This is a genomic window from Halorhodospira halophila SL1, from assembly GCF_000015585.1.
Lineage (GTDB): Bacteria > Pseudomonadota > Gammaproteobacteria > Nitrococcales > Halorhodospiraceae > Halorhodospira > Halorhodospira halophila.
The window spans coordinates 355,369-377,500 of record NC_008789.1; the positions used below are offsets into that span (position 1 = coordinate 355,369).

Here is a 22,132-nt window from a genome sequence, read left to right on the forward strand (position 1 = left end):
AACAGGATCCGTGGGGTGAACTCAGGCCGGAGCCCGCCGAGGATATCGGGCTCCGGCGCTGATCGACGGCTTCTGCTACACCCTTACGGGTCGGGGCTCTTCACGGAGATGGAGCGGCTCCGCTGCACCGGCCAGCAGGCCTCGCCGGGCGTCTCCACTTCGATGACCACCGGCCACCCATCCTCGAGCCCATCCGGCAGCGGCCTGAGCGTGAAGGTGAACTCATCCACGCCCTCTTCCCCACTCCAGTCGTCCGCTGACGAATCCTGGTTGGTGCTGCCGACGGTCAAGCTCCGGGGCCCCAGGACCAGATCGACATCAAAGTCCTCGTCGATCCTGCTCTGATAGACGGTGGCATCGATGCGGACCTCCGTGCCGGCCGGGAGCGGTTGGTCATTGCCATCACGGACGACGAAGGTTACATCATTGGCACCGTCTTCGAGGACGACATCCTCATCGCTCTCTGGCTCGATCCTGAACGGCAGACGACCCGACATCACCAGGACCGTCTGCGCACCGATACCCGCGAAGTCCTCACCACACCCAACCTCTGGAACACTCTCTAGCTCATCCTCTTTGCAGAGGAGGCCATCAAACTTTTGGTTCGGCCCTGTCCAGGTCCCGCTGTTGCTCTCCTCAAAGTCGTACCCCTCGGATGCGAGGCTGCTGCCATCGAAGTCGAAGAAGATCCCATCCACCCCGGGGGTGAACTCTTCAGAGGCGTAGTCCATGGGTTCATCGAACCACTGCTCGTGATCGTCGCGGAACGGCTCACCGGTATCGGCCCAGATCTGGTTCTTGTCCTTGTCGTCGTCGTCCCTCGCATCCACCCAGGCCTCTGCCTCGGCCCGACCAAATCGGCCGTCCCCCGTGTGGTCGAGGAAACTCTCCTCGCCAATCGCGTAGGCCAGAATGGTCGTGCGTCCGGTCTCCGGACGCGGGTTTTGGCTTCGCCACTCGACGGTGCACACCCCATCCTCTGTCTGGCAGCTCGGCTCGATGGCGCCACCCTGGGTGGAAAAGTTGATGGTCGTCCCGTCGATCACCGGGTTTGAGAACCGGTCACGGGCACGAACGGTGATTTCGACGACTTCACCGTCACAACTCCACGCATCGGCGTTCAGACGCTCGGCAGAGAGCGACAGGCCCTCCTCCGTGGGGATCCCCGTGCTGACCCAGAGCCGCTCAGACTGACCCGCGATATTGGGATTGCCCTGGACACGCCCAGTCACACGGACCGGCGTCGCAACCGTGCCCGCCAGAACCTGGGCCGATACTCGCCCCTCTTCGTCGGTGCGCGCGCTGGTCCGATCGAGCTCCAGCCCTCCCGTCTTGGGCGTCACCTCGAACTCGATCCGTTCGCCCTCGATGGGATCGCCGTACACGTCCAGCAGCTGGAAGCGAACGTTGGAGGTGGTTTCCCGCACCCCGGCCATCCCTTCCAGACCGATGTGCTCCGGATCCGCTTCCTCGAAAACCAGTGACCCGATATTGAGGATCCGCAGGTCCGCCGAGGCCTGGATCGTCTCATCGGTCAACTCCACCTCGGCGCGGATGGTATCGCTCTCCGCACACCCTTGCGCGGTGTAATCGGTCTGCGCGACCCCATCGATGACCTCCACGCGGCTCTGGCTGAACGCAGCCTCCTCCGCCTCGACACAGTCCGAGGTGAACCGCACCTGGACGTTGTCATCTTCGCCGACCGGATCAACATCCTCATCGACCACGACCGCCTCGACCGAGGTCGTCCCACTGGGGCCGATGCCGTCCAGGCCGAAGGTCAGCGAACCCGATTCAAACTCACCACCGTCACCCCACGCGCCGATTTGCAGCGCTTTATCGGACGGCTCGGAGGGCGGCAGTGGATCATCATCACCGTCGTCTTCGTCACCGTTCTCCCCCGACTCCTCCTGGGTCTCCGAACTCGCATCATCGTCGTCATCGCTGTCACTGATACAACCGGCCGTCAGGAAGGCGGCCAGGATCAGTGCCAGCCAGCAGACGCGGGGGATGGGACTGCTCACCTTGAGAACCTCCATGGTTCATTGCTCCCTGCGCAATCGACTCAGTAGCGGTAGCGCATGCCGACGGCGGCGCTGCGTTCGTCCGAAAGCCATTCGCCGCGGGCGAAGAGCGCGAAACCGGCCTCGGCGGGCGCGGCGCTGAGCTCCAGGCGCCCGCCGGCCTGCGGGTCCGCATCGGAATCGGTTGGGTAGGCGACAACGGCCCGCATGTCAGTTCTCAGGCGCGCCTGAGTCTCCTGCCAGGCTCGCGACCAGGCCCGGAGCCCGAACTCCACGGTGACGTCGGCGCGATCACTCCCCCAAGGCAGCTGCTGGTCGTGATCCAGGTAACGTCCACCGACCTCACCAATCATGGCGATATCTTCCGTCCAGGGCTGGATCAGGCCGAGCCCGACCGCGCCCCGCACTGCCTCGGTGTCCGCCCCCTGGCCCTCGTAGCCCTCGATAGCCCCGCGGGCCAGCAGCCAGCCCCAGTTGACTTCCAACTCGCCGCCGATGCCGATGAGATCGTCATCCAGCGGATCGATATCCATCCAGGCGCCGTAAACGCCGATGTCCAAAGTGGGCTGATGGGACAGATGGGCATGCACCGCTGAGGAGGTGGCTGCCAGTGGGATCAGCGCTGCGGTTAGCACGGAGAGACGCAGGCCTCGCATGGCGAAGCTCCTTTTCACCGGTTTAGGTGTGAATTTTATCAGATTCCCCCACTCCACCGCCGCGCCTTATTGCCGCAGCTCATCCCGTCTCAGCTTCTGCTTGCTGGTGGCTGACCCGATTGATAGTCTGCTAACAAACCGGCCAATTCCCCGAGGGGTCCCATGGACATTACCAAGCTGCTCAGCTTCGCCGTCGAACAGGGCGCCTCGGATCTGCACCTCTCGGCCGGGCAGCCGCCGATCATCCGGGTGGACGGCGACATCCGCCGCGTGGACGCCCCGGCGTTCAGCCACAAGGACGTCCAGCGCCGCGTCTACGACATCATGAACGACGGCCAGCGCCGCGAGTTCGAGGCGCGGATGGAGACCGACTTCTCCTTCGCCGCCCGCGGCATCGGGCGCTTCCGCGTCAACGCCTTCCAGCAGGACCGCGGCATGGGGGCGGTTTTCCGGGCCATCCCCGACGAGATCCCCACCCTGCAGGGCCTGAGTGCGCCGCGGATCTTCCGCGACCTCTGCCAGCTGCCCCGGGGGCTGATCCTGGTCACCGGGCCCACCGGCTCCGGCAAGTCGACCACCCTGGCGGCGATGATCAACGAGAAGAACCGCAGCGACTACGGACATATCCTCACCATCGAGGATCCCATCGAGTTCGTCCACGAGCCGCAGCGCTGCCTGATCAACCAGCGCGAGGTCCACCGCGACACCCAGAGCTTCGACGCCGCCCTGCGCTCCGCCCTGCGCGAGGACCCGGACGTGATCCTCGTCGGCGAGCTGCGCGATCTGGAGACCATCCGCCTGGCCCTGACCGCCGCCGAGACCGGCCACCTGGTCTTCGGCACGCTGCACACCTCCTCGGCCCCGAAGACCATCGACCGCATCATCGACGTCTTCCCCGCCGCCGAGAAGGCCATGGTCCGCTCCATGCTCTCGGAATCGCTCCAGGCGGTGATCGCCCAGACCCTGCTCAAGCGCGCCAACGGCGGCCGCGTCGCCGCCCACGAGATCATGCTCGGCACCTCGGCCATCCGGAACCTCATCCGCGAGGACAAGGTGGCGCAGATGTACTCGACGATGCAGACGGCGCAGTCCCAGGGGATGCAGACCCTCGACCACGCCCTGCAGCAGCTGGTGCAGCAGGGCGTGGTGTCAATGGAGGAGGCGGGGCGGAGGGGTGGGCGGTCTCAGGCATACCAATAGATCTCTCACCCTCTCCTTAAAAGCTGATCTTGCTAACGCCTTTTTACTTAGAAAACCGCATATCCCCAATTGCCACCGCTCGCGGGGTCATTTTCAAACACCCCACACCAATGCCCGTTTTCAGTCGGCTCACCCGGCTCTTCATCACATCCGCCATATTGATGAATATGAGACGGTTCGGCTACCTCCCCCTCAATATAGATACACCCCCCAAAATCTGGCGCACCCCCAGAGAAATATTCCTTATCCGGATTATTCCCCTCAGCTTTGGACTGGATAAACACGTCACCTTCAAATGACACTTTACCTGTAATGCTAGCGCCACTCGCTAGACATGCCCCCCCACGAACCACGGCATTACCACCACCTTGTGCTTTTTCGCCCTCAGGGATTAAAACGTTCTCGTAATCTTTTTTATCCCACCCATCTACAGCGTCCCAGTCATCCTCCCTTTCGGCATATTCCCTATCCAACTCACTCCCACCGGGGTAACAAATCGCGTGCCTAGCATGAGCATTGCCCCATGATTGGCTTTCCCCAACCCACCCGACATACAAATCCATTTGTTCACAGGGATTGCCACTTATGAAACCAGGATTTTTTTTGGAGTAGATCTGCCCGCCAGGGAAGTCAACATCCCCCCTCTTCATCCGAGCGCTCTCAGCCGCATAAAAGGCCTGCGCGTCGACTAGGCTGTCAACAACCACGGATGCGCGGCTTTCTACCATTCTTCCTATGCCAGCTAACAAAAGTCCAATAGCAAGAATCGTGACGACTCCCATAACCAACATCGATCCAGCCTGAGTTTTTTTAAAGCGGACGGCCACCTCCGCTCTTCCTAACGTATGTGAGTAATACTCCATCCGCCCTCCCAAGCTATGGGCTCAAAGCTGCTCGATGAGTTACTCCGAAGTCATAACTTACCACATCATCGCCTTGGCTCACGGTCAGCGTGATGACATAAAAACCGTCCACGCCCGTATCTTCCGGGTTCTCACAGGGCACTTCGCTCCCATTTACGATCAGCCCGCGAACCGGCACTCGCAGGCTCGGATCCTCCTCCCTTTCAAGCGTTATCTCATCCTCTTTAGCTTTTATATCGCTGCACGAGAACGAGGTACCTGGACGTGAACGAATCTCTTGCCTCAGGCGCTGAACCGCGTACACCACATCCGACCGCTTGTCTAGCTCTTCCTCAAGCGCGAAAGAGATGTTAAAGAGTGCCGAAATCGGTTGCGCTGCCATGACCGCCACCATACCGGCCAGCACCAGAACGAGGATCAGCTCCCAGAGGGTGAGTCCTGCCTGTTTATTGACCCCTTTCGGGTTGCGCTTGTGGGTGGTACTCACCGCCCCCTCACTCATCAGCGTCGAAACCCACATAAAGCGGATCAAGGCCACCGACCCCCGGCCCCTCATAGCCGATTCTGATGACTAGCACCGCCGCCGCGTCATCTTCTTCAACACGAGAAACTCGGACGAGCGAGTCCGTTTCCTCATCAGCAGCGCCACAAAAACGGTTCCAGAGATCCGCCGCAATCCCAATTCCGGGGCTCTCAGCGGTTAGGTCTTCGCCATTTTCCGTATTGTCTTTAATCCGATGCGGGTCGAACACCGCATTTTCGTCTTCGTCATCGGTCCGCGATGCCGCGATAATCAACTCAGCACAGCTCTCCGCATTTCTGGCCGCTTTCTCCACCCGCTCGGCATCGGGCAGCGTGGCAAAGAACGGATAGAAGGACGCCAGTGCCGCCATGGCGATCCCCAGCACCACGATGGTCACAATCATCTCGATGAGCGTGAGGCCACGCTGGGCCGATCGAGTATTGCGGCGGAACCCGCTCCCGTGCCTCCCGCCAGGACGTGCCGTATTGAGGTGGAGCCGCAGGCCGCTAGTCTTCATTGCATTCCCCCCGGGTGACACTGCCGGTCGCTACACGAACACACATCGTTCGGGAGGCGTCCCCCTTACTAAGCGCGACCTCGAAGGATTTGTCGTTGATTTCTCCGCCATCGTCAGCCACCAGCTCGCCGTGCGGATAGGTCAGGCGGAAAGCATCGGGCGAACTGGTCACCGTCACGCCATCCCGCTCCGTCAGCCCCCGTAGGGGGCCGCAACCGTCGCCCGAGGACTCCCAAGTCATCGCCCAAGCACGACCCAGATCCACCTTCAAATCCGCCCCACTACACGCCATGGCCTTGCCCCGCGCGCTGCGCAGGTCGCTGATCAGGCCGTTCTTGACGGCGTTCACGCTGGGGCCGTCGGTGAAGCCGCCCAGGCGCGGGGCGGCGATGCCGGCCAGGATGCTGAGGATCACCAGGACCAGGATGAGTTCGATGAGGGTTACGCCCCGGTGGCGCGCTGTAACCGCCCCACTGCCCCACCGATGCGGGGCCGGATCACGCCGCCGACCGCCAACCCGCCGGCGGGCGCTCGGGAGCTCCGACCCGCGCCGCGGGGCGCTGGGCGTGACATCGCGGGGACGCGGCATGGCAGACCATCCCAGTGTGGCGCGGACATGTCCGGTGGTTGCGGGGTGTATCGCCGCTTCCGGCGACCCGACGGGGGTTAGGGTGCGGACCGGTACACATCCAATATAGGCGCGAATAGCACTGCACGCAACGGGGATATTGAGCCGCGGTCGACCTCGAAAATCTTGGATGCGTCGGACTCACCCCGGGCGGTGGAGGCACCGGCGACTGCCGGCAGCCGCGGCCGTTCGGTGTACGCAGATCCCGGCGGAGCCTGCCCGCCCGTCTGGCATCCTGTGCGGGGCTGTGGGATCCACACACTGCGGTGTCACGCGCATCGAGCGTGTATTGCGCCATCAAGATCAAAGGCGATCCTGAAGGCTTCACTCATCCTATCGTTCAAGGATAGGAATCGAAACATCCATGCCGTTCTCACGGCAGTACGCACGGATGTCTACCATGATTTCATCGTACGTCAGGCCGAGAAATACGAGATCATTGATTTTATCGTCAAGATGGGTTCGGGTTTCGATGGATTCTTCCATGATTCCCTCCTGTTGGCTTAGGAGGTTTCATCATGGAGGTACGCATGGCAAGTTGCAAGCGAAGGGTATAGGAAGGGGTTCGGGGACGATGCTGGGGGATGGGGTAAAGAGAGAAATAAAAAAGGGAAGGCCGGGGCCTTCCCGCTGATAGCTAAGGTTTTCATTTACTAAGCATCGTCATCACCGCCTTCGCCATTTTCGCCATTTTCGCCATTACTATCAGTTTCAACAACATAACAACGGGTTGGATCCGTCCCGCCGTCTAGATCAGGGATGGTATACCGACCAATATAACTTTCCGGCTCCTCATCGGTCACGAATTCGTAACCGGACACATCTATTCCGTCCACAACACTGCCACCAGTAAAAGTGTTAAAATCCCCGCCTTCAAAGTCGCAATTTGTTGGCAAATTAGAGTTGGAACCTTCGCCCCTCATGCGGTTCTGAACATTGGCGTTCTGAAGCTCGGCGGCCATCGCAGAAGTGTAGCTGGTAATTGTTGCCCTTTCTTGCACACCGATAAACTGCGGCACCGCAATCGCCGCCAAAATACCCAGCACCACCAGAACAATCACCAACTCAATCAGCGTAAAGCCTTCCTGACGCTGACGACGCTGGCGTTGCTCGCTGCTATGGCGGTGGACGAAGTTCATGGCCAGTTCAATGAGCCATAAACAGCAGCGTTCCGATATTCCCTTGCAGAACAGTCGTTTACGAACGATCAAAGATTGCGCTGTGAGTCTGACATATCACATGCACAACATGAAGGCTCACTCTAGGGGTTCATTGAACGTCGACCGAGTCATCACCCACATCCTTGAAAGCCTTTCACACTGGTAGCGCAAAGCACAAGTACTCGGACAAGGATGCCATCGAAATGACCAAACATATACCTAACCATTCGGTTCGTTTTTGCCCCTATCTTTAAATAATCCCGCCCTCGCCGTAATTGGCTCGCCTTTTTCGATGCGTCTTTTTATTCCTTCTAGCACCCTCTGCTCTACGTTTAAATAAAAACCGTCTCCCTCAGTGTAGACAAGATGTATCCCGATTTCTCGGAAGTACCTTGTAAGTTTGAGGATGGTGCTATACCGTGGGAATCGCTCTAGTCGTTCAAGACGGTTTAGGGTCGGCAAAGATATATTTGTTTCTTCTGAGATATGCTTTTGGGAAACGCCGAGAAAGCTTCGCGCTGCCCTGAGGCCGGCGACGAGAGCCAGGACTTCGATGTCTACCTCAAACCTCTTGCGTGATGCATCAGATGTCATTACTATGTACTCAGGTGTCGATGCCCAACCAATAATACAAGGAGAAGAAACCAATGGAAAACCTTACTGAACAATCAATTAAAAAGGAGTTTGCGAAGAAGAGAAAGAAAGTTTTGTCTGACCGAAAGGCTCCTGGCCTTATCGTAGAAGTAAGACCGACTGGTTCGGCAACGTACTTTTATCGTTACCGCAATCATGCCGGACTGACGAGATCATGCAAGCTTGCACGTTTTAGAGAGATTAGTTTAAAAGATGCCAGAAGCCTTGCAAGAGAAAAGGCCAGTATTGTGGCATCTGGGCATGATCCACAGGAAGAAAAGAACACTCGCAGAGCGTCCCCGACATTGAAGGAATATGCTGAAGAGTGCTACCTCCCGCATGCTAAAAGTTACAAAAGGTCATGGAAAACGGACGAGATCATGCTCAACCATCATGCCCTTCCAACCCTCGGAACAAAAAAGATGTCAGATATCAACAGAAACCAAGTTGAGGCCATCATGAATGACATGAAAAGCAGAGGTTACGCACCTTCGACTGTGGATCGTGTTTTAACACTAATCTCTTATATGTTCAAGGTGGCTATGGATAACGAAATCCCAGGAGTTGTCTCGAATCCAACCGAGAAGATTAAAAGACCCGTGATTGATAACAAAATTGAGAACTATCTCACGCGTGAAGAAGTCAACAGAATGCTCGAAGCAGCAAGGAGAAGAAACCACCCACATATTTACTCGATCATTCGGATGGCTGTCTTGACCGGAGCCAGAAAGGCAGAGATTCTTTCTGCAAGATTTGAGGATTTCGATCTAGACAATAAGATTTGGAACATCCCAAAGGGCAAAAATGGATCTCGGAAAGTCATTCTGGCTGAGAAGGCCGTTCAAATGGTTAAAGAACTACCAAAACAAGAAGGGACTGATCTTTTGTTTCCGCAGCCAGGAACAGACAAGCCGTATCAGTGCATCCAAAAGCCCTTTAAAGCTGTTCTTCGGGATAGCGGGATTGATGAAAGTGTCCGGTTCCATGATCTGCGCCACTCGTATGCAAGCCTTCTTGTTCAGGGTGGTGTTAACATCTATGAGGTAAAGGAGCTTTTGGGACATTCACAAATCACAACGACCATGAGATATGCACATTTGTCTGCCCAGGGTCTTCGCAACCACAGCAACCGTCTGGCCGAGACCATCATCTAACACACAGCGAGAGCGACACACAGAGCGTGTGAGAGACTTTCGGGGATGAGGCTGTAGGGTGTAGGGTCGAGTCTTCGTGTCGCGATAGAGCGGAATAGATGATGACATGAAGCGAGGTCTCTAACGTTCTGTCCGTTCAGGTGTGATCTCTGATGTGAGGGTGGATGAGGTGTATGGAAGGTGTTGGGTCAGTTGTGATGTTTTAAAGTGTCTTTCAGGAGCAACCAAGAAACCCCGATGAGACAACTATCAAACAGATCTCATCGGGGTTTTCTTTTAGATATGGGTATTATATCGTCCTGTGAAGTTCGCAAGGTCATAGAGAAAGCAATCGGAACCATTGTAAGGGAACGTCTTCGTTAGGTACTGGAATAAACCTTCTTGGTTATCAATAAGTTGGAAACTCGATAAGAAGCGATCAAAATCCGGTTTGCCAGTTCTCTTATCAACGTTATTCCAAATCATTGTGACAATGTGCTTGAATCTATCGTCATCGCCGGCACGGCTTATCTGGGAATTGGTTTCAAGTCGGGAAATAAAATCCTCAATGACAAGATGTACATGATAGCCATGAAAGTAACTTTTCTCTACGAACATTAATGATCGAAGCGATTTCCTTGATCGTGTTCCGAAGATGGCATTATTTAATTTTTTGTAAAATTTTCTTGCAATGAACGTTGTTTCTGCATAATCATTCATTTCCGATTTAAAGGTTAATGTGATGAAATACTTCCATTTCACGTTGTTGGCACAGGAAAATTCATTTAACCATTTCAAAAATTGTTCACGGGAATTCTTAGAATCGTTTGTAGTATTGTAATCGTTAAGACGTTCTGCATTATCCATATTGTTATCTCCTTAGTTGTTATATCTCATCTCTTCATTTTCATAAAGAATTTCTCTTTTCTTTAGGCACTATTAAACCAAGGAAAACAGCAGTCTGTTTTCGCGAGAAGTGATCAAGTTGTTTTCAGCCGACACAAAGAAGCGCAACCAATCGCCTTATAGCGTTAGAGATTGCTCCACGTGTATTTAGTCACAATCATCACCAAACAAAACGAATTGAAAATCGGGAAGGTGTGCAAGATCGCAAAAGAGAAGGATGGTCCGTTTAAAGCACCCTTGCACCGATGATCCTGTCACTCCAAAGACCGCCAGCAAGATCACAGGCTTCTCTGTGCGCCACCTGCAAAGACTTCGCCTGGAAGGTAGGGTACCCTACGACCAGTACGCCAAGAATTGCACACGCTTCCTTGTCAGGGATCTGGTCGAACGCTCCGAAGCGTTTCGCCAGTATCACGAATACAACGAGTCGGCCTCCCTGAAGGCTTCATCCATCAGATCGTTCAAAGTAACCATCGGAACTTCCATGTCGTTGTCACGGCCGTCCTCATGGATGTCTACAATGATCTCATCGTGCATCAGGCCGAGAAATACGAGATCATTGATTTTATCGTCAAGATGGATTTTCGATTGATTCTTTCATGATTCCCTCCTATTGGCTTAGGAGGTTTCATCATGGGGGTATGCATGGCAAGTTGCAAGGGAAAGGTACTGGAAGGGGTTCGGGGATGATGCTGGGGGAAGGGGGGTGAAGAAAGAAATAAAAAAGGGAAGGCCGGAGCCTTCCCTAATAATATCAAGCACTGCTAGCCTTATTCTTCAATACTTGTGATCGAAACAGTTTCGTCGTCGTTACCCAGGGTGCAGGTAAAGTTTTCATAAGTTGTCCCAGGGTCATCCTCACAAGTGATAGCAACGACATTATATTCATCGTTCCACGGATCGCCTTCCAGAACGTCATTGACCCAACCTCCGACAGCGCTGGCACTATCCCAGCTTGAAGTGCTCACGCCTGCACCATCGAGTCTCTCATTAATAACGTTGGTGCTATTCGCGTTTGCCATGGTTGAAGCCATGGAGCTTATCGTTGCGCGTTCCTGAAGGTCAGCAAACTGCGGAATCGCAATGCTCGCAAGAATACCCAGCACCACCAGAACAATCACCAACTCAATCAGCGTAAAGCCTTCCTGACGCTGACGGCGCTGGCGTTGCTCGCTGCTGTGGCGGTGGACGAAGTTCATGGCCAGTTCAATGAGCCCGCTGCGGCGTCCGGTGACGCCGGTGTGTCCGGTTTGTTCCTGCATCTGATTCGTCATGGATGCTTTTGCTCCTGTTGGTTCCAACGTCTTTGGATGAGATTCCGTGTGCGGGTTGCCGGTGTTGCCAGGTCCCACCGCGTCCACGAGGGACCGTCCTTGCGGTTGGTTGTCTGCGTGGCACCTCCGTATCTCTGATTAAACGCTCTTTCCGCGCGTTGTACAAGGTTTCACGATCGAAATGGCAGGCACCCCGCCCTCACATGGCGGCGGCGCCCATCTGCCACATGGGCATGAAGATGCCCAGGGCCAGGATCAGGACCAGGACGCCGATGAAGCCGATGACGAACGGCTCGATGTAGGAGGAGAGCTTCTTCAGGTCCTCCTCCACCTCGCGTTCGTAGAACTCGGCCACCTGGTCCATCATGTCCGCCACCTGGCCGGTCTCCTCGCCCACGGCGAGCATCTGCAGGACCAGGGGCGTGAACAGGCCGCTGCGCTCGGCCACCTGGTAGAGCCCCTCGCCGCGCTCGATGCCGGTGCGCAGGTCGCGGATGCCGCGGGCGATGTGGGCGTTATCGGTGGCCTCGGCCACGGAGTCCATGGCCTGGAGCAGCGGTACGCCGGAGCGCACCGCCATGGAGAAGGTGCGGGCGAAGCGCGCCAGCAGCGCGCGGCGCATGATGCTGCCCACGCCGGGGAGGCGCAGCTTGAGGTAATCCCAGCGCAATCGGCCCTCGTCGGTGCCGATGGAGGCGCGCACGCCCAGGCCCACCACCAGCGCGCCGCCGAAGAGCCACTGCCAGTACTCGACGAAGCCCTCCGAGAAGCCAATCAGCAGCGCGGTCATCGCCGGCAGGTCGGTGCCCATGCCGTCGAAGAGGTCGGCGAAGGGCGGGATGACGAAGAGGTTGATCACCACCAGGGCGGCGATGATGGCGATCATCACGAAGGTCGGGTAGCGCAGCGCGGCCTTGATCCGCTCGCGGGTGGTGCGCTCCTGATCCAGGCTGGCCGCCATGCGCTCCAGGGACTCCTCGAGCTGCCCGCTCTCCTCGCCGACGCGGATCATGGCCAGCAGCAGGCGCGGGAAGGTCTTGGGGTGGCGGCTCATGGCGTCGAACAGTGTCTGGCCGCTCTCCAGGCCCTGGGCCACTTCCTCCAGGGTGCGGCCCAGGCGGGCGTTGGCGGTGTTCTGCCCGAGCCCGCGCAGGGCGCGGACCACCGGCACGCCGGCGCGCAGCAGGGCGCGGAACTGCCGGGTGAAGGTCACCAGCTCGTCCAGGGTGACCGCCCGCTCGCTGAGCTGCCGGATGAAGGCGTCCAGGCTGCCGCCGCCGGCCGCGGCGGGGCGCACCTCGATGGGCGTGATGCCGCGGTCGAAGACCTCGTCGGCGGCTGCCGAGACCGAGACCGCCTCGACGGTCCCCTCGCGGATCTGTCCGGCGCCGGTGCGCCCGCGGTAGTGGAACTTGGGCATTGGCGGCTCCCCCTAGCCCTGGCGCCACGCCTCGGTCGAGGCGCTGTCGGTGTCCGTGGACGCCGGGTCGTTGAGCACCCCCTCCGCCTCGGAGGGGTCCGTCGGCGCCGCCTCGCGCACGGCCCGGACCTCATCGCGCAGGGCGCTCTCGTCGGCCTCGCCGAGGACGCGGGAGACCTCCTGGAGGGTGGTGATGCCCTCGCGGGCGTAGCGCAGGGCCACCCGGCTCATGGGCTCGTAGCTGAGGTCGGCGTGGCAGGCGGCGGCGAACCCGGACTGGTCGCCGCGGCGCAGGGCGTCGATCTTATCGGCGTCCATCTCCAACAGTTCGAAGACGCCGATGCGGCCGCTGTAGCCGGTCTTGCTGCAGCTGGCGCAGCCCCGGCCCTGGTAGAGCGACAGGGATTCCGTCTCGTCGGCGCCGAAGATGGTGCGCAGCCAGGCCCGTTCGCTGGCGTCCGGGGTGTAGGGCTCGCGGCACTGGGTGCAGATCCGCCGCAGCAGGCGCTGGGCGAGCACGGCGCGCAGGCCGGCGGCGATCATGTACGGCTCTACGCCCATATCCACCAGGCGGTTGGCGGTGGAGACGGCGTCGTTGGTGTGCAGCGTTGAGAAGACCAGGTGGCCGGTGATGGCGGCGCGGAAGCCGATGTCGGCGGTCTCCTCGTCGCGCATCTCGCCGACCATGATGATGTCCGGGTCCTGGCGGAGGGTGGTGCGCAGCACGCGGGCGAAGGTCAGCCCGATGCTCTCGCGGACATGAACCTGGTTGACCCGCGGCAGGCGGTACTCCACCGGGTCCTCGACGGTGATGACCTTGACCTCGGGGCGGTTGATCTCGGACAGCGCCCCGTAGAGCGTGGTGGACTTGCCGGAACCGGTGGGGCCGGTGACCAGCACCATGCCGTAGGGCATCTTGATCAGCCGGCGCAGGCGCTGAAGGATGTCGGCCGGCATGCCGGTCTGATCCAGTGAGCTGACCCCGGCGCTGTGGTCGAGCAGGCGCATGACCACGCCCTCGCCGTGCTGCAGCGGCAGGGTCGACAGGCGCACATCGATGCTGCGGCCGTGGACGCGGACCTGGAAGCGGCCATCCTGGGGCAGGCGGCGCTCGGTGATATTCAGCCCGCACATGAGCTTGAGCAGCGAGACCATGGCGGCGTGGATATTGCGCTGGCGAAAGAGCTGCTCCTGCAGGACGCCGTCGCGGCGGATGCGGATGCGCAGGGATTGCTCGTCCGGCTCGATGTGGATGTCCGAGGCGCCCACCTGCACCGCGTCCTCGAACAGCGACTGGAGCAGCCGGACCACCGGGGCGCTGGCGCCGCCCTCGCCCACCGGCAGGGTGGAGAGGTCGATGTCGTCGGCGCTGGTGATCTCGCGGCCGAGCTCCTCGGCGATGTTGCTGATCTCGTCGGTGCGGCGGTAGACGAGGTTGATCAGCTCCTGGAGAGTCTTCTCGCGGGCCACGGCCAGGCGCACCGGGCAGCGCAGGACCCGGGTGATCTCGTCGTAGGCGATGAGATCGCTGGGGTCGGCCATGGCCACCAGGAAGTCGGTCTCGGTCTCCTCGAGGATCAGCGCGGAGAAGCGCCGGGCGTAGCTCTCCGGCAGTTTGCTGGCGACATCCGGGTCCACCCAGTAGTCGTTGGGGTTGACCCACGGCACGTCGAGCTGCTGGGAGAGTTCGGCGAGGATCCGGTCCTCGGTGACGAAGTCCATGGCGATGAGCTGCGCACCGAGCTTGCGGCCGCTCTGCTTCTGCGCTTCCAGGGCCTGCTGCATCTGCGCCTGGGTGATCACCCCGCGCTTGATGAGCAGATCGCCGAGGCGAATCTTCTGCCGTTTCATGGGTGCCACTCCCTCTGCTGGATTCATCGTCCTTGCAACGCCTCGATGCGCGCCTCGGCGTGGGCCTGCACCTCGGCACTGAGGCCCTCGCGCTCGCGGGCCTGCTCCCAGGCCCGGAGGGCGCCCTCGTGATCGCCCATCTGCTCGGCGGCGACGGCGATCCCCGCCTGCCACAGGCCGTTGTCCGGTTCGGCCTCGGCCAGTTCGCTGTAGAGCATCAGCGCCTGGTCGTGGGCGCCGGTCTGGCGGTAGAGCGCCGCCAGGTGGGCGGCCACTGCTCCGGGCTCGCCCTCCTGAGCGCGGTAGACCGGCTCCAGGGCGTCGATGCCGTCCTGGGGCTGGCCGCGCTCCTCGGAGAGGTGGGCGTAGAGCCGGGCCATGCGCTCGTGCTCCGGGGCCCGTTCCAGCCCCTCCTGCAGGACGCCGCGGGCCCGCTCCGTCCGCTGCGCCCGCGCCAGCATCCGGGCGTAGCCGACGCGCGCCTCGTGCCGGTCCGGATCCATCTCCAGGGCGCGGCGATAGGACTGGGAGGCGCTCAGGGTGTCGCCGGCCCGCTGGTGGGTCTCGGCCTGCTGGATGAGGCTGTCGGCCCGGGCGCCGCCGTCCGGCCGGCTGGGCTCGCGGACGAAGGTGCCGCGGGACTCGGTCTCGGCGGGCGGTTCCGGCTGCGCCTCGGCGGCCTCGGGGGCGGCGGCCGACTCGGCCTCGGCAGCGGCCTCTTCCACCAGCGCACCCAGCGGTTCGGCGGCGTCCTCCTCGGGCACCGGCGCGGTCTGGGCACGGCCCTCGGCGACGGCGTCGGCGGCCACGGTCTGCGCCGCCGCCACGGCGGTGGGCGCGGCCGGCGGCGGCGCCTCGGCCGTTTCTTGGGGGGCGGCGGGCGGATCCGGGTCCACGCCGGCGGCGACCAGCCACTGCTGCGGGTCGTCGGTGCGCTCTTCGAGCAGGCCGTTGACCACCGCCTCGGCCGGCCTCTGCTCGGGCCGTGTCACGTCGTCGGGACGCTCGGCGGGGGCCCCGTCCGGGTCGTCGATCAGGGCGAGTTGATCCGGGGTGGTGTCGCGCTCGGCCAGCAGCCAGTAGGCCGAACCACCGACCGCCGCGACCACCACCGTGCCGGCCAGCGTGGCGGCCAGCCAGCGGCGGCGGCGCGGGGGCTTGCGCGCCACCGAGAATGCCGCCTGTACACCGGCGTCGCCATCGCCGGCCCCGGGCCGCTTTTCCCGCTCGGCGGCCTGGCGCAGGACCTCGTTGATCAGACTCAAGTGCGTTCCTCCCCACGGCTGCGCCCCGGCAGCCAGCGTCGGATGCCGATGGCCGAGGCGTCCGCCGTCTCGGTGTCTTCGATGGCGCGGACCACGTGCTCCCGCACCACCTGCTGCACCCCATCGCCGAAGGCGGCGAGCAGGGCCTTGTGGGCCAGGGTATTGATGGTCCGCGGCACGCCCTGCCCGGCCCGGCCGATGAGCCGGCTGGCCTTGGGCATGAACAGGCCGCGGCCGCGGTAGCCGGCGGTCTGCACCCGGTGGTGGAGGTAGTCGTCGACCACCTCCAGCGGCAGTGGCTGGAGCCGGTAGCGGAAGGTGCAGCGCTGGCGCAGCTGGCGCAGGTGGGGCTGCGCCAGGCGCTGGTCGAGCTCCGGCTGGCCGAGCAGGACCACCTGCAGCAGCTTGGCCTCCTCGGACTCGAGGTTGGTGAGCAGGCGCAGGGTCTCCAGGCTCTCGTCGGGCATGACCTGCGCCTCGTCGATGATCAGCAGGGTGCGCCGCCCGGCGGTGGCGTTCTCCTGCAGCCGGGCGTGGAGCGCCCGCAGCAGCTCGTGGGCGTTGATGCAGTCGTTGCCAGCGTCGAGCTGCAGCTCATCGGCCACCACCTGGCGCAGCGAGGCCGGATCCAGGGCCGGGTTGAGGATCAGGGCCGCCTGCCAGTGGTCGCCGAGCTTGTGCAGCAGCTGCCGACAGACCAGCGACTTGCCGGTGCCCACCTCGCCGGTGACGCGCAGGAACCCCTCGCCGCTCTCCAGGGCCGCCCAGAGCATGGTCAACGCCTCCTGGTGGCTGGCCCGGCCGTAGTAGTACCCGGTGTTGGGTGTCAGCTGGAACGGGTACTCGCGCAGCCCGAAGTGCTCCAGGTACATGGCGTCGGCAGACCTCCGCGGTCTCAATCTCAGTAGTGGTCGTACAGCCCCTGGATGCGCCGGGAGTGCTCCTCGAGTTCGCCGGCCCAGGTGTCCTCCCCGACGACCCGGGGGCGCAGCAGGATCACCAGCTCGTACTTGCTCGACTCCTGTCGCTCCTGGGTGAACAGCCAGCCCAGCAGCGGCACCCGCCCGAGCAGCGGCACCCGGGAGGTCTCCTGCTGCTCGCGCTCCTCGATCAGACCGCCGATGACGATCATCTCGCCGCTGCGGGCGCGGACGATGGAGTCGGACTGGCGGACGTCGCTCTCGGCCAGCGAGAAGCGGACCTCGTCATCGCCCCGGCCGGTTCTCAGGGTGCGCTCCCGCTCGCGCACCTCGGTCACCGAGGGCTGGACGTGCAGGTTGATCCAGCCGCTCTCCTCGATCTGCGGGGTGACGTCCAGGGCGATGCCGGAGAAGAACGGCTCGAAGTCGGGATCCAGCTCCGGCTGGGTGGTGGTCTGCCCCCCCACCTCCACGGTCCGGTAGTTGATGCTGAAGTCCGTCTGATAGAAGGAGTCCGTTCCGGCCTTGATCACCGCCTTCTGATTGTTGAGCGTGGAGACCTGCGGCGTCGAGAGGACCTGGACGTCGCCCTGCTGCTCCAGGGCACGCAGGAAGCCCTCGAAGAAGCCCCGCTGCCCGTCCTGGCCCCGGGTGATCCCGATGTTGAACACCCCGGCCGAACTCAGCTCCAGGTTATCGCCCGGGCGGAAGGAGCCCTCGAGGGCCTGGCCGTCGTGCCGGCCGAGCGACTCCCAGCTGATCCCGGCCTGGAAGTCGTCGCCGAGCTCGACCTCGAGGATGCGCGCCTCGAGGATCACCTGCCGGTTGAGGCTGCCCTGCAGACGGTCGACAAACGCCTCGACGCGGCGCAGGGACTCGGGCATGCCGCGCACGGCCAGGGTCCCCGCCTGGGGGCTGGCCACCACCGAGGCGGTGTCGTCGTCGTCGATCATGCGGCTCACCGTCTCCTCGACCTGCCCCCACAGATCCGAGTTCGAGGCGGTATCCACCCGGCTGCCGATCACGCCGTCGCCGTCGTCCTCGCCGGTGATCTCGCCGGAGGTCACCCGCGTGCCGGAGTGGCCGCTACGATGGACGTTGAGGTAGTCCAGGTGGAAGACCTCGGCCCGCGGGCGGGCGGGCAGGATGAGGAAGCCGGTGCGCGCCTGCTTGTACTCGTAGCCGTAGATCTCGCGGACGGTGTCCATCACCTCGGGGACGGAGACGTCGCGCAGGGTCAGCGACAGCTCGCCCTCCAGATCCGGGTGGACCACCACGTTGTACGGGGTGTCCTCCACCAGGCCGTGGAAGAACTCGCGGGCACCGACGCCGTCGGCGGTGATGTCAAAGCGCGGATCCTCGGGCTGAAGCGCCAGCGGATCACCCAGGCCGGGGGCACCGAGCGCGTCGTCCAGGGCCTGCGTGGAGGCTTGATCCTCCTGGCGGACCTGCTCGTCGGGCTCCGTCGGCGCCAGGTGATCGGCGGCGCGATCGGAGCGCTCCTGCGCCCGATCCCCCGATGACGCACACGCCCCCAGGAGCACGGCGGCGCCGGCGACACCCAGCCACAGGCGCACGGGCCTCAGTGGTGCGTTCATTTCCCTTTTCCTCCCAGTCCGTCTTGGCGTGTGCGCATCCGCTTCTCGACCCCGTGATCCACCACCGGTCGGTAGTACCGCTCCCCGTAGACTTCCAGATCGACCCCATAGGACCCGATCCGTACGATGCGCGCCCCCTCCACCTCTTCGTTCAGGCGGTACCAGCGGCCGTCGAAGCGCGCAAAGCGCTGCCCTCCCTCCCTGAGGACCATGCCCGGTCGGGGCAGCTCGCCTTCGGTGCCGGGGGCGCCGGGCAGCCCCAGCGCCTGGGGCATGACCCGCGGCGGCGCCGTCGGGTCACCGCCGGCCAGGACCAGCGGCGTGACCAGGAGGCTGAGCAGCGCGAGGGTGGTCAGCGCACCGCGCACGCTAGACCCCCAACCACGCACGGTGGCCGCTGAGGGTGTGCAGTCGGACGCGCACGCGGGCCCGCGGGTGATCGGTGACCTCATAGTCCAGGCTCTCCCAGGCAAATTGCCACTCCAGGGCCTCGACGGCCTGCAGGTAGGCGACGGTCGTGGCGTAGTCCGCCTCGAATTCGAGGTGGACGGAGTGGCGGAAGATCTGCGGGGCATCGTCGTCGCCATCCTCCACGCCGGCCACTTCCTGCGCCGGCAGGCGCTCGAGGCGGACCAGCCGCGCCCCCTGGTGCTCGGCGAGCACCGCCCGCAGCACCTGGCGCATGCGTTCGGGCTCGATGAACTCCGGCACCCGCTCGCCGACGTCCCGTTCCAGTGCCAGGAGTTCATCGCGCAGGGCATCGAGCTCGGCACGGACATCGGCCTCCGGATCGTCGCCCAGCTCGGCCTCCAGGCTCTCGCGCTGGGTGCGGAGGTCGCGGATCTGCTGCTCGGCGGACTCGATGCGCTGCTGCGCATCGGCGCTGCGCTGCTGCATGGGCTCGAAGAGCAGATAGTACCACCCCGCGCCGATGACCCCGAGGCCGGCGATCACCATCAGCACGCGCTCGCGCGGCGTGCGGGCGTTGAGGGCGTCGTTGAGTTGCTGCAGGCTGCGGCGGATGTCCATGACGGGCTACTCCTCTCCGTCACCGGCGAGACCGGGGCTGGCCACGCGGAAACGGACGCTATCGGCGGTATCCTCCGCAGCCGCGGCGCGCTGGATGTGGAACTCTTCGAACTGCCACCCCTGGAAGGCGCGCTCTTGGGCCAGGCCGTCGAGGAAGGCAGGTACATCCTCCGCCGCCACCGCCCGCCCCTGAAACACGCCGGCGCCGGAGCGCAGCCGGATGTGGGTCAGCCACACCCCCTCCGCGCGCTGGCGCGACAGGCCACGCAGCGGCTCCGAGAAGCCGGCCAGGGCGCGGTCATCCAGGGTGTCCAGCCGGGCTTCGAACTGCTGCAGCAGGGCGAGGTCCCGCTCAATGGCCTCGCGCTCGTCGAGGAGGCTGGGGTCGATCTCCCGCGCCTCGAGCTCCGCCTCCAGGTCCGCCACCGACGCCAGCAGCTCGTCCCGCTGCGCCTCGCGCTCCGCGGCACGCCCCTCCCGATCGAGCGACAGCGGCGTGTGCACCGCCGAGATCAGGCCCAGGAAGAGCGCCCCGCCGGCCACATAGCTCCCCAGCGCTGCCGGCGACAGGGGCTCCAGCTGCCGACGCGAACGAACGTACATCGACAGGCTCGCCTCGGCGGGCCGCGGCAGGGCCGCGCCCACAGCCAGTAGGCAGTGGGCCTCGGTGTGCTCGTCGAGCTCATCACCGAGCGGTTCCAGGTCGAAGATCTGTTCGAGGCGCAGCCGGGCGCAGGGGATCTCGAAGCTGTCGTTGAAACGGTCAATCAGCGGCTCACGATTCGCCTCGCAGGGCGCGAGCAGTATCCGGCTCGCCGGCCCCGTGGACAGCTGCCCGTCGAAGTAGTCGATCGAGCGACGCAGCTCATCCTCGAGGATCTCGACGGCCTGGCCGTCCTCAGCCAGCCGCCGCGTGCCCACCGAGTGGCTACGGGCCAGGTAGAGGAGTTCGCCGCGACTGATGGTGATCAGCCCGTCGTCCCGTCCGAGGGTGGCGAGGACGATCCCGCCGGCGCCCTCGGTCGCCGCGGCGCTTAGATCGTTGAGGACCGTCTCGCGGGGAAGTACGGCCTGGAGCTTGAGCCCGGCGCGGGCGACCAGCTCCTGGATCCCTTCGATCCGCGTGCGCGAGGCGATGGTCGCCAGGGCGCGCTGCCCCTCCTGATTCCAGCGATCGCTGTGCTGTCGGTGGGCCCCGACCATGGCCTGCTCCAGCGGGATGTAGAGCAGGTTCTTGAGCTGGAACCGCACGGCCCCGGAGAGCTCTTCATCGGGGACCCGCGGGGCATCGACCTGCTGGGTCTGGTAGTCGGTGCCGTCGAGGACGACCACGGCCTCGGAGCCACCCAGGCCGTACTGCTCGACCAGATCGCGCAGTGCCATCTGCTGGTTGTCGCGCCGGGCGTCCCGGAAGTCGCAGGCCAGCAGTTGCTCGCCATCGCTGGAGACCGCTGCCAGTGCTATATGCTCGTTGCCGAGGAACACCCCGACCCGCGTCCGACGGCGGAGTCCGGGCAGGGGCAGCCACTGCCTGAGGTCGTTCAACACAAGGTCACCTTGCTTGTCCCAGTGCCTGTTAAGGCTTGCCAAGGGAGGGGGGATCCGCGGCGGAAGCCTGACGTTTAATGCGGATATCGACAGAACACCATACTCCCACGCCAGACGCAAGGAACACCGACACCTCCCATATGGGTCTTCTTGTCACAACCTGGGGCCAACAAAAAAAACCCCCGGCGTCCTATCGGACGTCGGGGGTTTTGGTGTAGGAGCCTGGCGATGACCTACTCTCGCACGACAGCGTGGTCGCACTACCATCGGCGCTGAGCGGTTTCACTGCCGAGTTCGGAATGGGTTCGGGTGGTTCCCGCTCGCTATGGTCGCCAGGCAAAAACGGTGTGGCCTGGTGGAGCCACTGGTGTTTGGGGAAGTTGCCGTCACGCGCTTACGGCATGTCGGTGCTCAATCCGCTTGGGTGTTATATGGCCAAGCCTCACGGGCCATTAGTACGGGTTAGCTTAATGCATTGCTGCACTTCCACACCCCGCCTATCAACGTCCTCGTCTTGGACGGCCCTTTAGGGACCTCGAGGGTCCAGGGAGACCTGATCTTGAGGCGGGCTTCCCGCTTAGATGCTTTCAGCGGTTATCCCTTCCATACGTAGCTACCCGGCTGTGCCACTGGCGTGACAACCGGAACACCAGCGGTATGTCCACTCCGGTCCTCTCGTACTAGGAGTAGAGCCTCTCAAGTCTCCGACGCCCACGGCAGATAGGGACCGAACTGTCTCACGACGTTCTAAACCCAGCTCGCGTACCACTTTAAACGGCGAACAGCCGTACCCTTGGGACCTGCTACAGCCCCAGGATGTGATGAGCCGACATCGAGGTGCCAAACTCCTCCGTCGATGTGGACTCTTGGGAGGAATCAGCCTGTTATCCCCGGAGTACCTTTTATCCGTTGAGCGATGGTCCTTCCATACAGAACCACCGGATCACTAAGGCCGGCTTTCGCCCCTGCTCGACTTGTAGGTCT

The 22,132-nt window shown here is 62.4% G+C and carries 20 protein-coding genes and 2 rRNA genes (1 of these 22 cut by a window edge); 2 read left to right on the plus strand and 20 right to left on the minus strand.

Features of this window, described 5'->3' with window-relative positions:
* Positions 1 to 83: 83 nt before the first annotated feature.
* A complete protein-coding gene (locus HHAL_RS12420; protein WP_144446063.1) occupies positions 84 to 2,024 on the minus strand; it encodes an Ig-like domain-containing protein in 1,941 nt (646 codons plus the stop codon).
* A gap of 41 nt (positions 2,025 to 2,065) precedes the next feature.
* Positions 2,066 to 2,680 carry a hypothetical protein gene (locus tag HHAL_RS01620; RefSeq protein ID WP_011813132.1) on the minus strand — a complete coding sequence of 205 codons (615 nt, stop codon included), beginning with the start codon at positions 2,678 to 2,680 and terminating at the stop codon, positions 2,066 to 2,068.
* Between the two features lie 162 nt (positions 2,681 to 2,842).
* On the opposite strand from HHAL_RS01620, the gene HHAL_RS01625 reads away from it, so the two are divergent.
* A complete protein-coding gene (locus HHAL_RS01625; protein WP_011813133.1) occupies positions 2,843 to 3,880 on the plus strand; it encodes a type IV pilus twitching motility protein PilT in 1,038 nt (345 codons plus the stop codon).
* Positions 3,881 to 3,927: 47 nt separating this feature from the next.
* Here HHAL_RS01625 and HHAL_RS13170 read toward each other — a convergent pair whose 3' ends face one another.
* From HHAL_RS13170 to HHAL_RS12840, 6 genes are all read right to left on the minus strand, one after another.
* Positions 3,928 to 4,743 carry a hypothetical protein gene (locus HHAL_RS13170; protein ID WP_144446064.1) on the minus strand — a complete coding sequence of 272 codons (816 nt, stop codon included), beginning with the start codon at positions 4,741 to 4,743 and terminating at the stop codon, positions 3,928 to 3,930.
* 13 nt (positions 4,744 to 4,756) lie between these two features.
* A complete protein-coding gene (locus HHAL_RS01630; protein WP_144446065.1) occupies positions 4,757 to 5,281 on the minus strand; it encodes a PulJ/GspJ family protein in 525 nt (174 codons plus the stop codon).
* Positions 5,238 to 5,783: a type II secretion system protein gene (locus tag HHAL_RS01635; protein WP_011813135.1), complete on the minus strand. Its 546-nt coding sequence runs from the start codon at positions 5,781 to 5,783 to the stop codon at positions 5,238 to 5,240. The genes HHAL_RS01630 and HHAL_RS01635 overlap by 44 nt, the downstream gene beginning before the upstream one ends.
* Entirely contained in the window at positions 5,773 to 6,372 is a 600-nt protein-coding gene (locus HHAL_RS01640; protein ID WP_011813136.1) for a pilus assembly FimT family protein, read from the minus strand. The genes HHAL_RS01635 and HHAL_RS01640 overlap by 11 nt, the downstream gene beginning before the upstream one ends.
* 372 nt (positions 6,373 to 6,744) lie before the next feature.
* Positions 6,745 to 6,897, minus strand: a complete 153-nt coding sequence (locus HHAL_RS13395) for a hypothetical protein (protein ID WP_187147872.1) — start codon at positions 6,895 to 6,897, stop codon at positions 6,745 to 6,747.
* A 167-nt stretch (positions 6,898 to 7,064) separates the two neighbouring features.
* Positions 7,065 to 7,550 (minus strand): type II secretion system protein, encoded by a 486-nt coding sequence (locus HHAL_RS12840; protein ID WP_081432130.1) that lies wholly within the window; start codon positions 7,548 to 7,550, stop codon positions 7,065 to 7,067.
* 668 nt (positions 7,551 to 8,218) lie between these two features.
* Between HHAL_RS12840 and HHAL_RS12845 the strand changes: the two genes are divergently transcribed.
* On the plus strand, positions 8,219 to 9,358 hold the full coding sequence (locus HHAL_RS12845; protein ID WP_011813139.1) for a site-specific integrase: 1,140 nt from the start codon (positions 8,219 to 8,221) through the stop codon (positions 9,356 to 9,358).
* A gap of 276 nt (positions 9,359 to 9,634) precedes the next feature.
* On the opposite strand, the gene HHAL_RS13175 is transcribed toward HHAL_RS12845, so the two are convergent.
* The 12 genes from HHAL_RS13175 to HHAL_RS01700 all read right to left on the minus strand — a co-directional run.
* A complete protein-coding gene (locus HHAL_RS13175) occupies positions 9,635 to 10,204 on the minus strand; it encodes a hypothetical protein (RefSeq protein ID WP_144446066.1) in 570 nt (189 codons plus the stop codon).
* 809 nt (positions 10,205 to 11,013) lie between these two features.
* Complete coding sequence (locus HHAL_RS13630) at positions 11,014 to 11,517, minus strand: type II secretion system protein (protein ID WP_011813141.1); 504 nt, start codon at positions 11,515 to 11,517, stop codon at positions 11,014 to 11,016.
* Positions 11,518 to 11,716: 199 nt separating this feature from the next.
* Positions 11,717 to 12,937 carry a type II secretion system F family protein gene (locus HHAL_RS01655; RefSeq protein WP_011813142.1) on the minus strand — a complete coding sequence of 407 codons (1,221 nt, stop codon included), beginning with the start codon at positions 12,935 to 12,937 and terminating at the stop codon, positions 11,717 to 11,719.
* A gap of 12 nt (positions 12,938 to 12,949) precedes the next feature.
* Positions 12,950 to 14,788: a GspE/PulE family protein gene (locus HHAL_RS01660; RefSeq protein WP_011813143.1), complete on the minus strand. Its 1,839-nt coding sequence runs from the start codon at positions 14,786 to 14,788 to the stop codon at positions 12,950 to 12,952.
* 23 nt (positions 14,789 to 14,811) lie between these two features.
* Positions 14,812 to 16,053, minus strand: coding sequence for a tetratricopeptide repeat protein (locus HHAL_RS01665; protein ID WP_011813144.1), 1,242 nt, complete (start codon positions 16,051 to 16,053; stop codon positions 14,812 to 14,814).
* Positions 16,050 to 16,925, minus strand: coding sequence for an ExeA family protein (locus HHAL_RS01670; RefSeq protein WP_011813145.1), 876 nt, complete (start codon positions 16,923 to 16,925; stop codon positions 16,050 to 16,052). The genes HHAL_RS01665 and HHAL_RS01670 overlap by 4 nt, the downstream gene beginning before the upstream one ends.
* A gap of 29 nt (positions 16,926 to 16,954) precedes the next feature.
* Complete coding sequence (gene mshL / locus HHAL_RS01675; RefSeq protein ID WP_011813146.1) at positions 16,955 to 18,571, minus strand: pilus (MSHA type) biogenesis protein MshL; 1,617 nt, start codon at positions 18,569 to 18,571, stop codon at positions 16,955 to 16,957.
* Complete coding sequence (locus tag HHAL_RS01680) at positions 18,568 to 18,939, minus strand: hypothetical protein (RefSeq protein WP_011813147.1); 372 nt, start codon at positions 18,937 to 18,939, stop codon at positions 18,568 to 18,570. The genes mshL and HHAL_RS01680 overlap by 4 nt, the downstream gene beginning before the upstream one ends.
* 1 nt (position 18,940) lies before the next feature.
* On the minus strand, positions 18,941 to 19,600 hold the full coding sequence (gene gspM, locus HHAL_RS01685; protein WP_011813148.1) for a type II secretion system protein GspM: 660 nt from the start codon (positions 19,598 to 19,600) through the stop codon (positions 18,941 to 18,943).
* Positions 19,601 to 19,606: 6 nt separating this feature from the next.
* Positions 19,607 to 21,145, minus strand: a complete 1,539-nt coding sequence (locus HHAL_RS01690) for a PilN domain-containing protein (protein WP_041594998.1) — start codon at positions 21,143 to 21,145, stop codon at positions 19,607 to 19,609.
* Between the two features lie 223 nt (positions 21,146 to 21,368).
* A 5S ribosomal RNA gene (rrf, locus tag HHAL_RS01695) occupies positions 21,369 to 21,485 on the minus strand.
* Positions 21,486 to 21,579: 94 nt separating this feature from the next.
* Positions 21,580 to 22,132: ribosomal RNA gene (locus tag HHAL_RS01700) — 23S ribosomal RNA — on the minus strand; it runs 2,342 nt beyond the window's last position.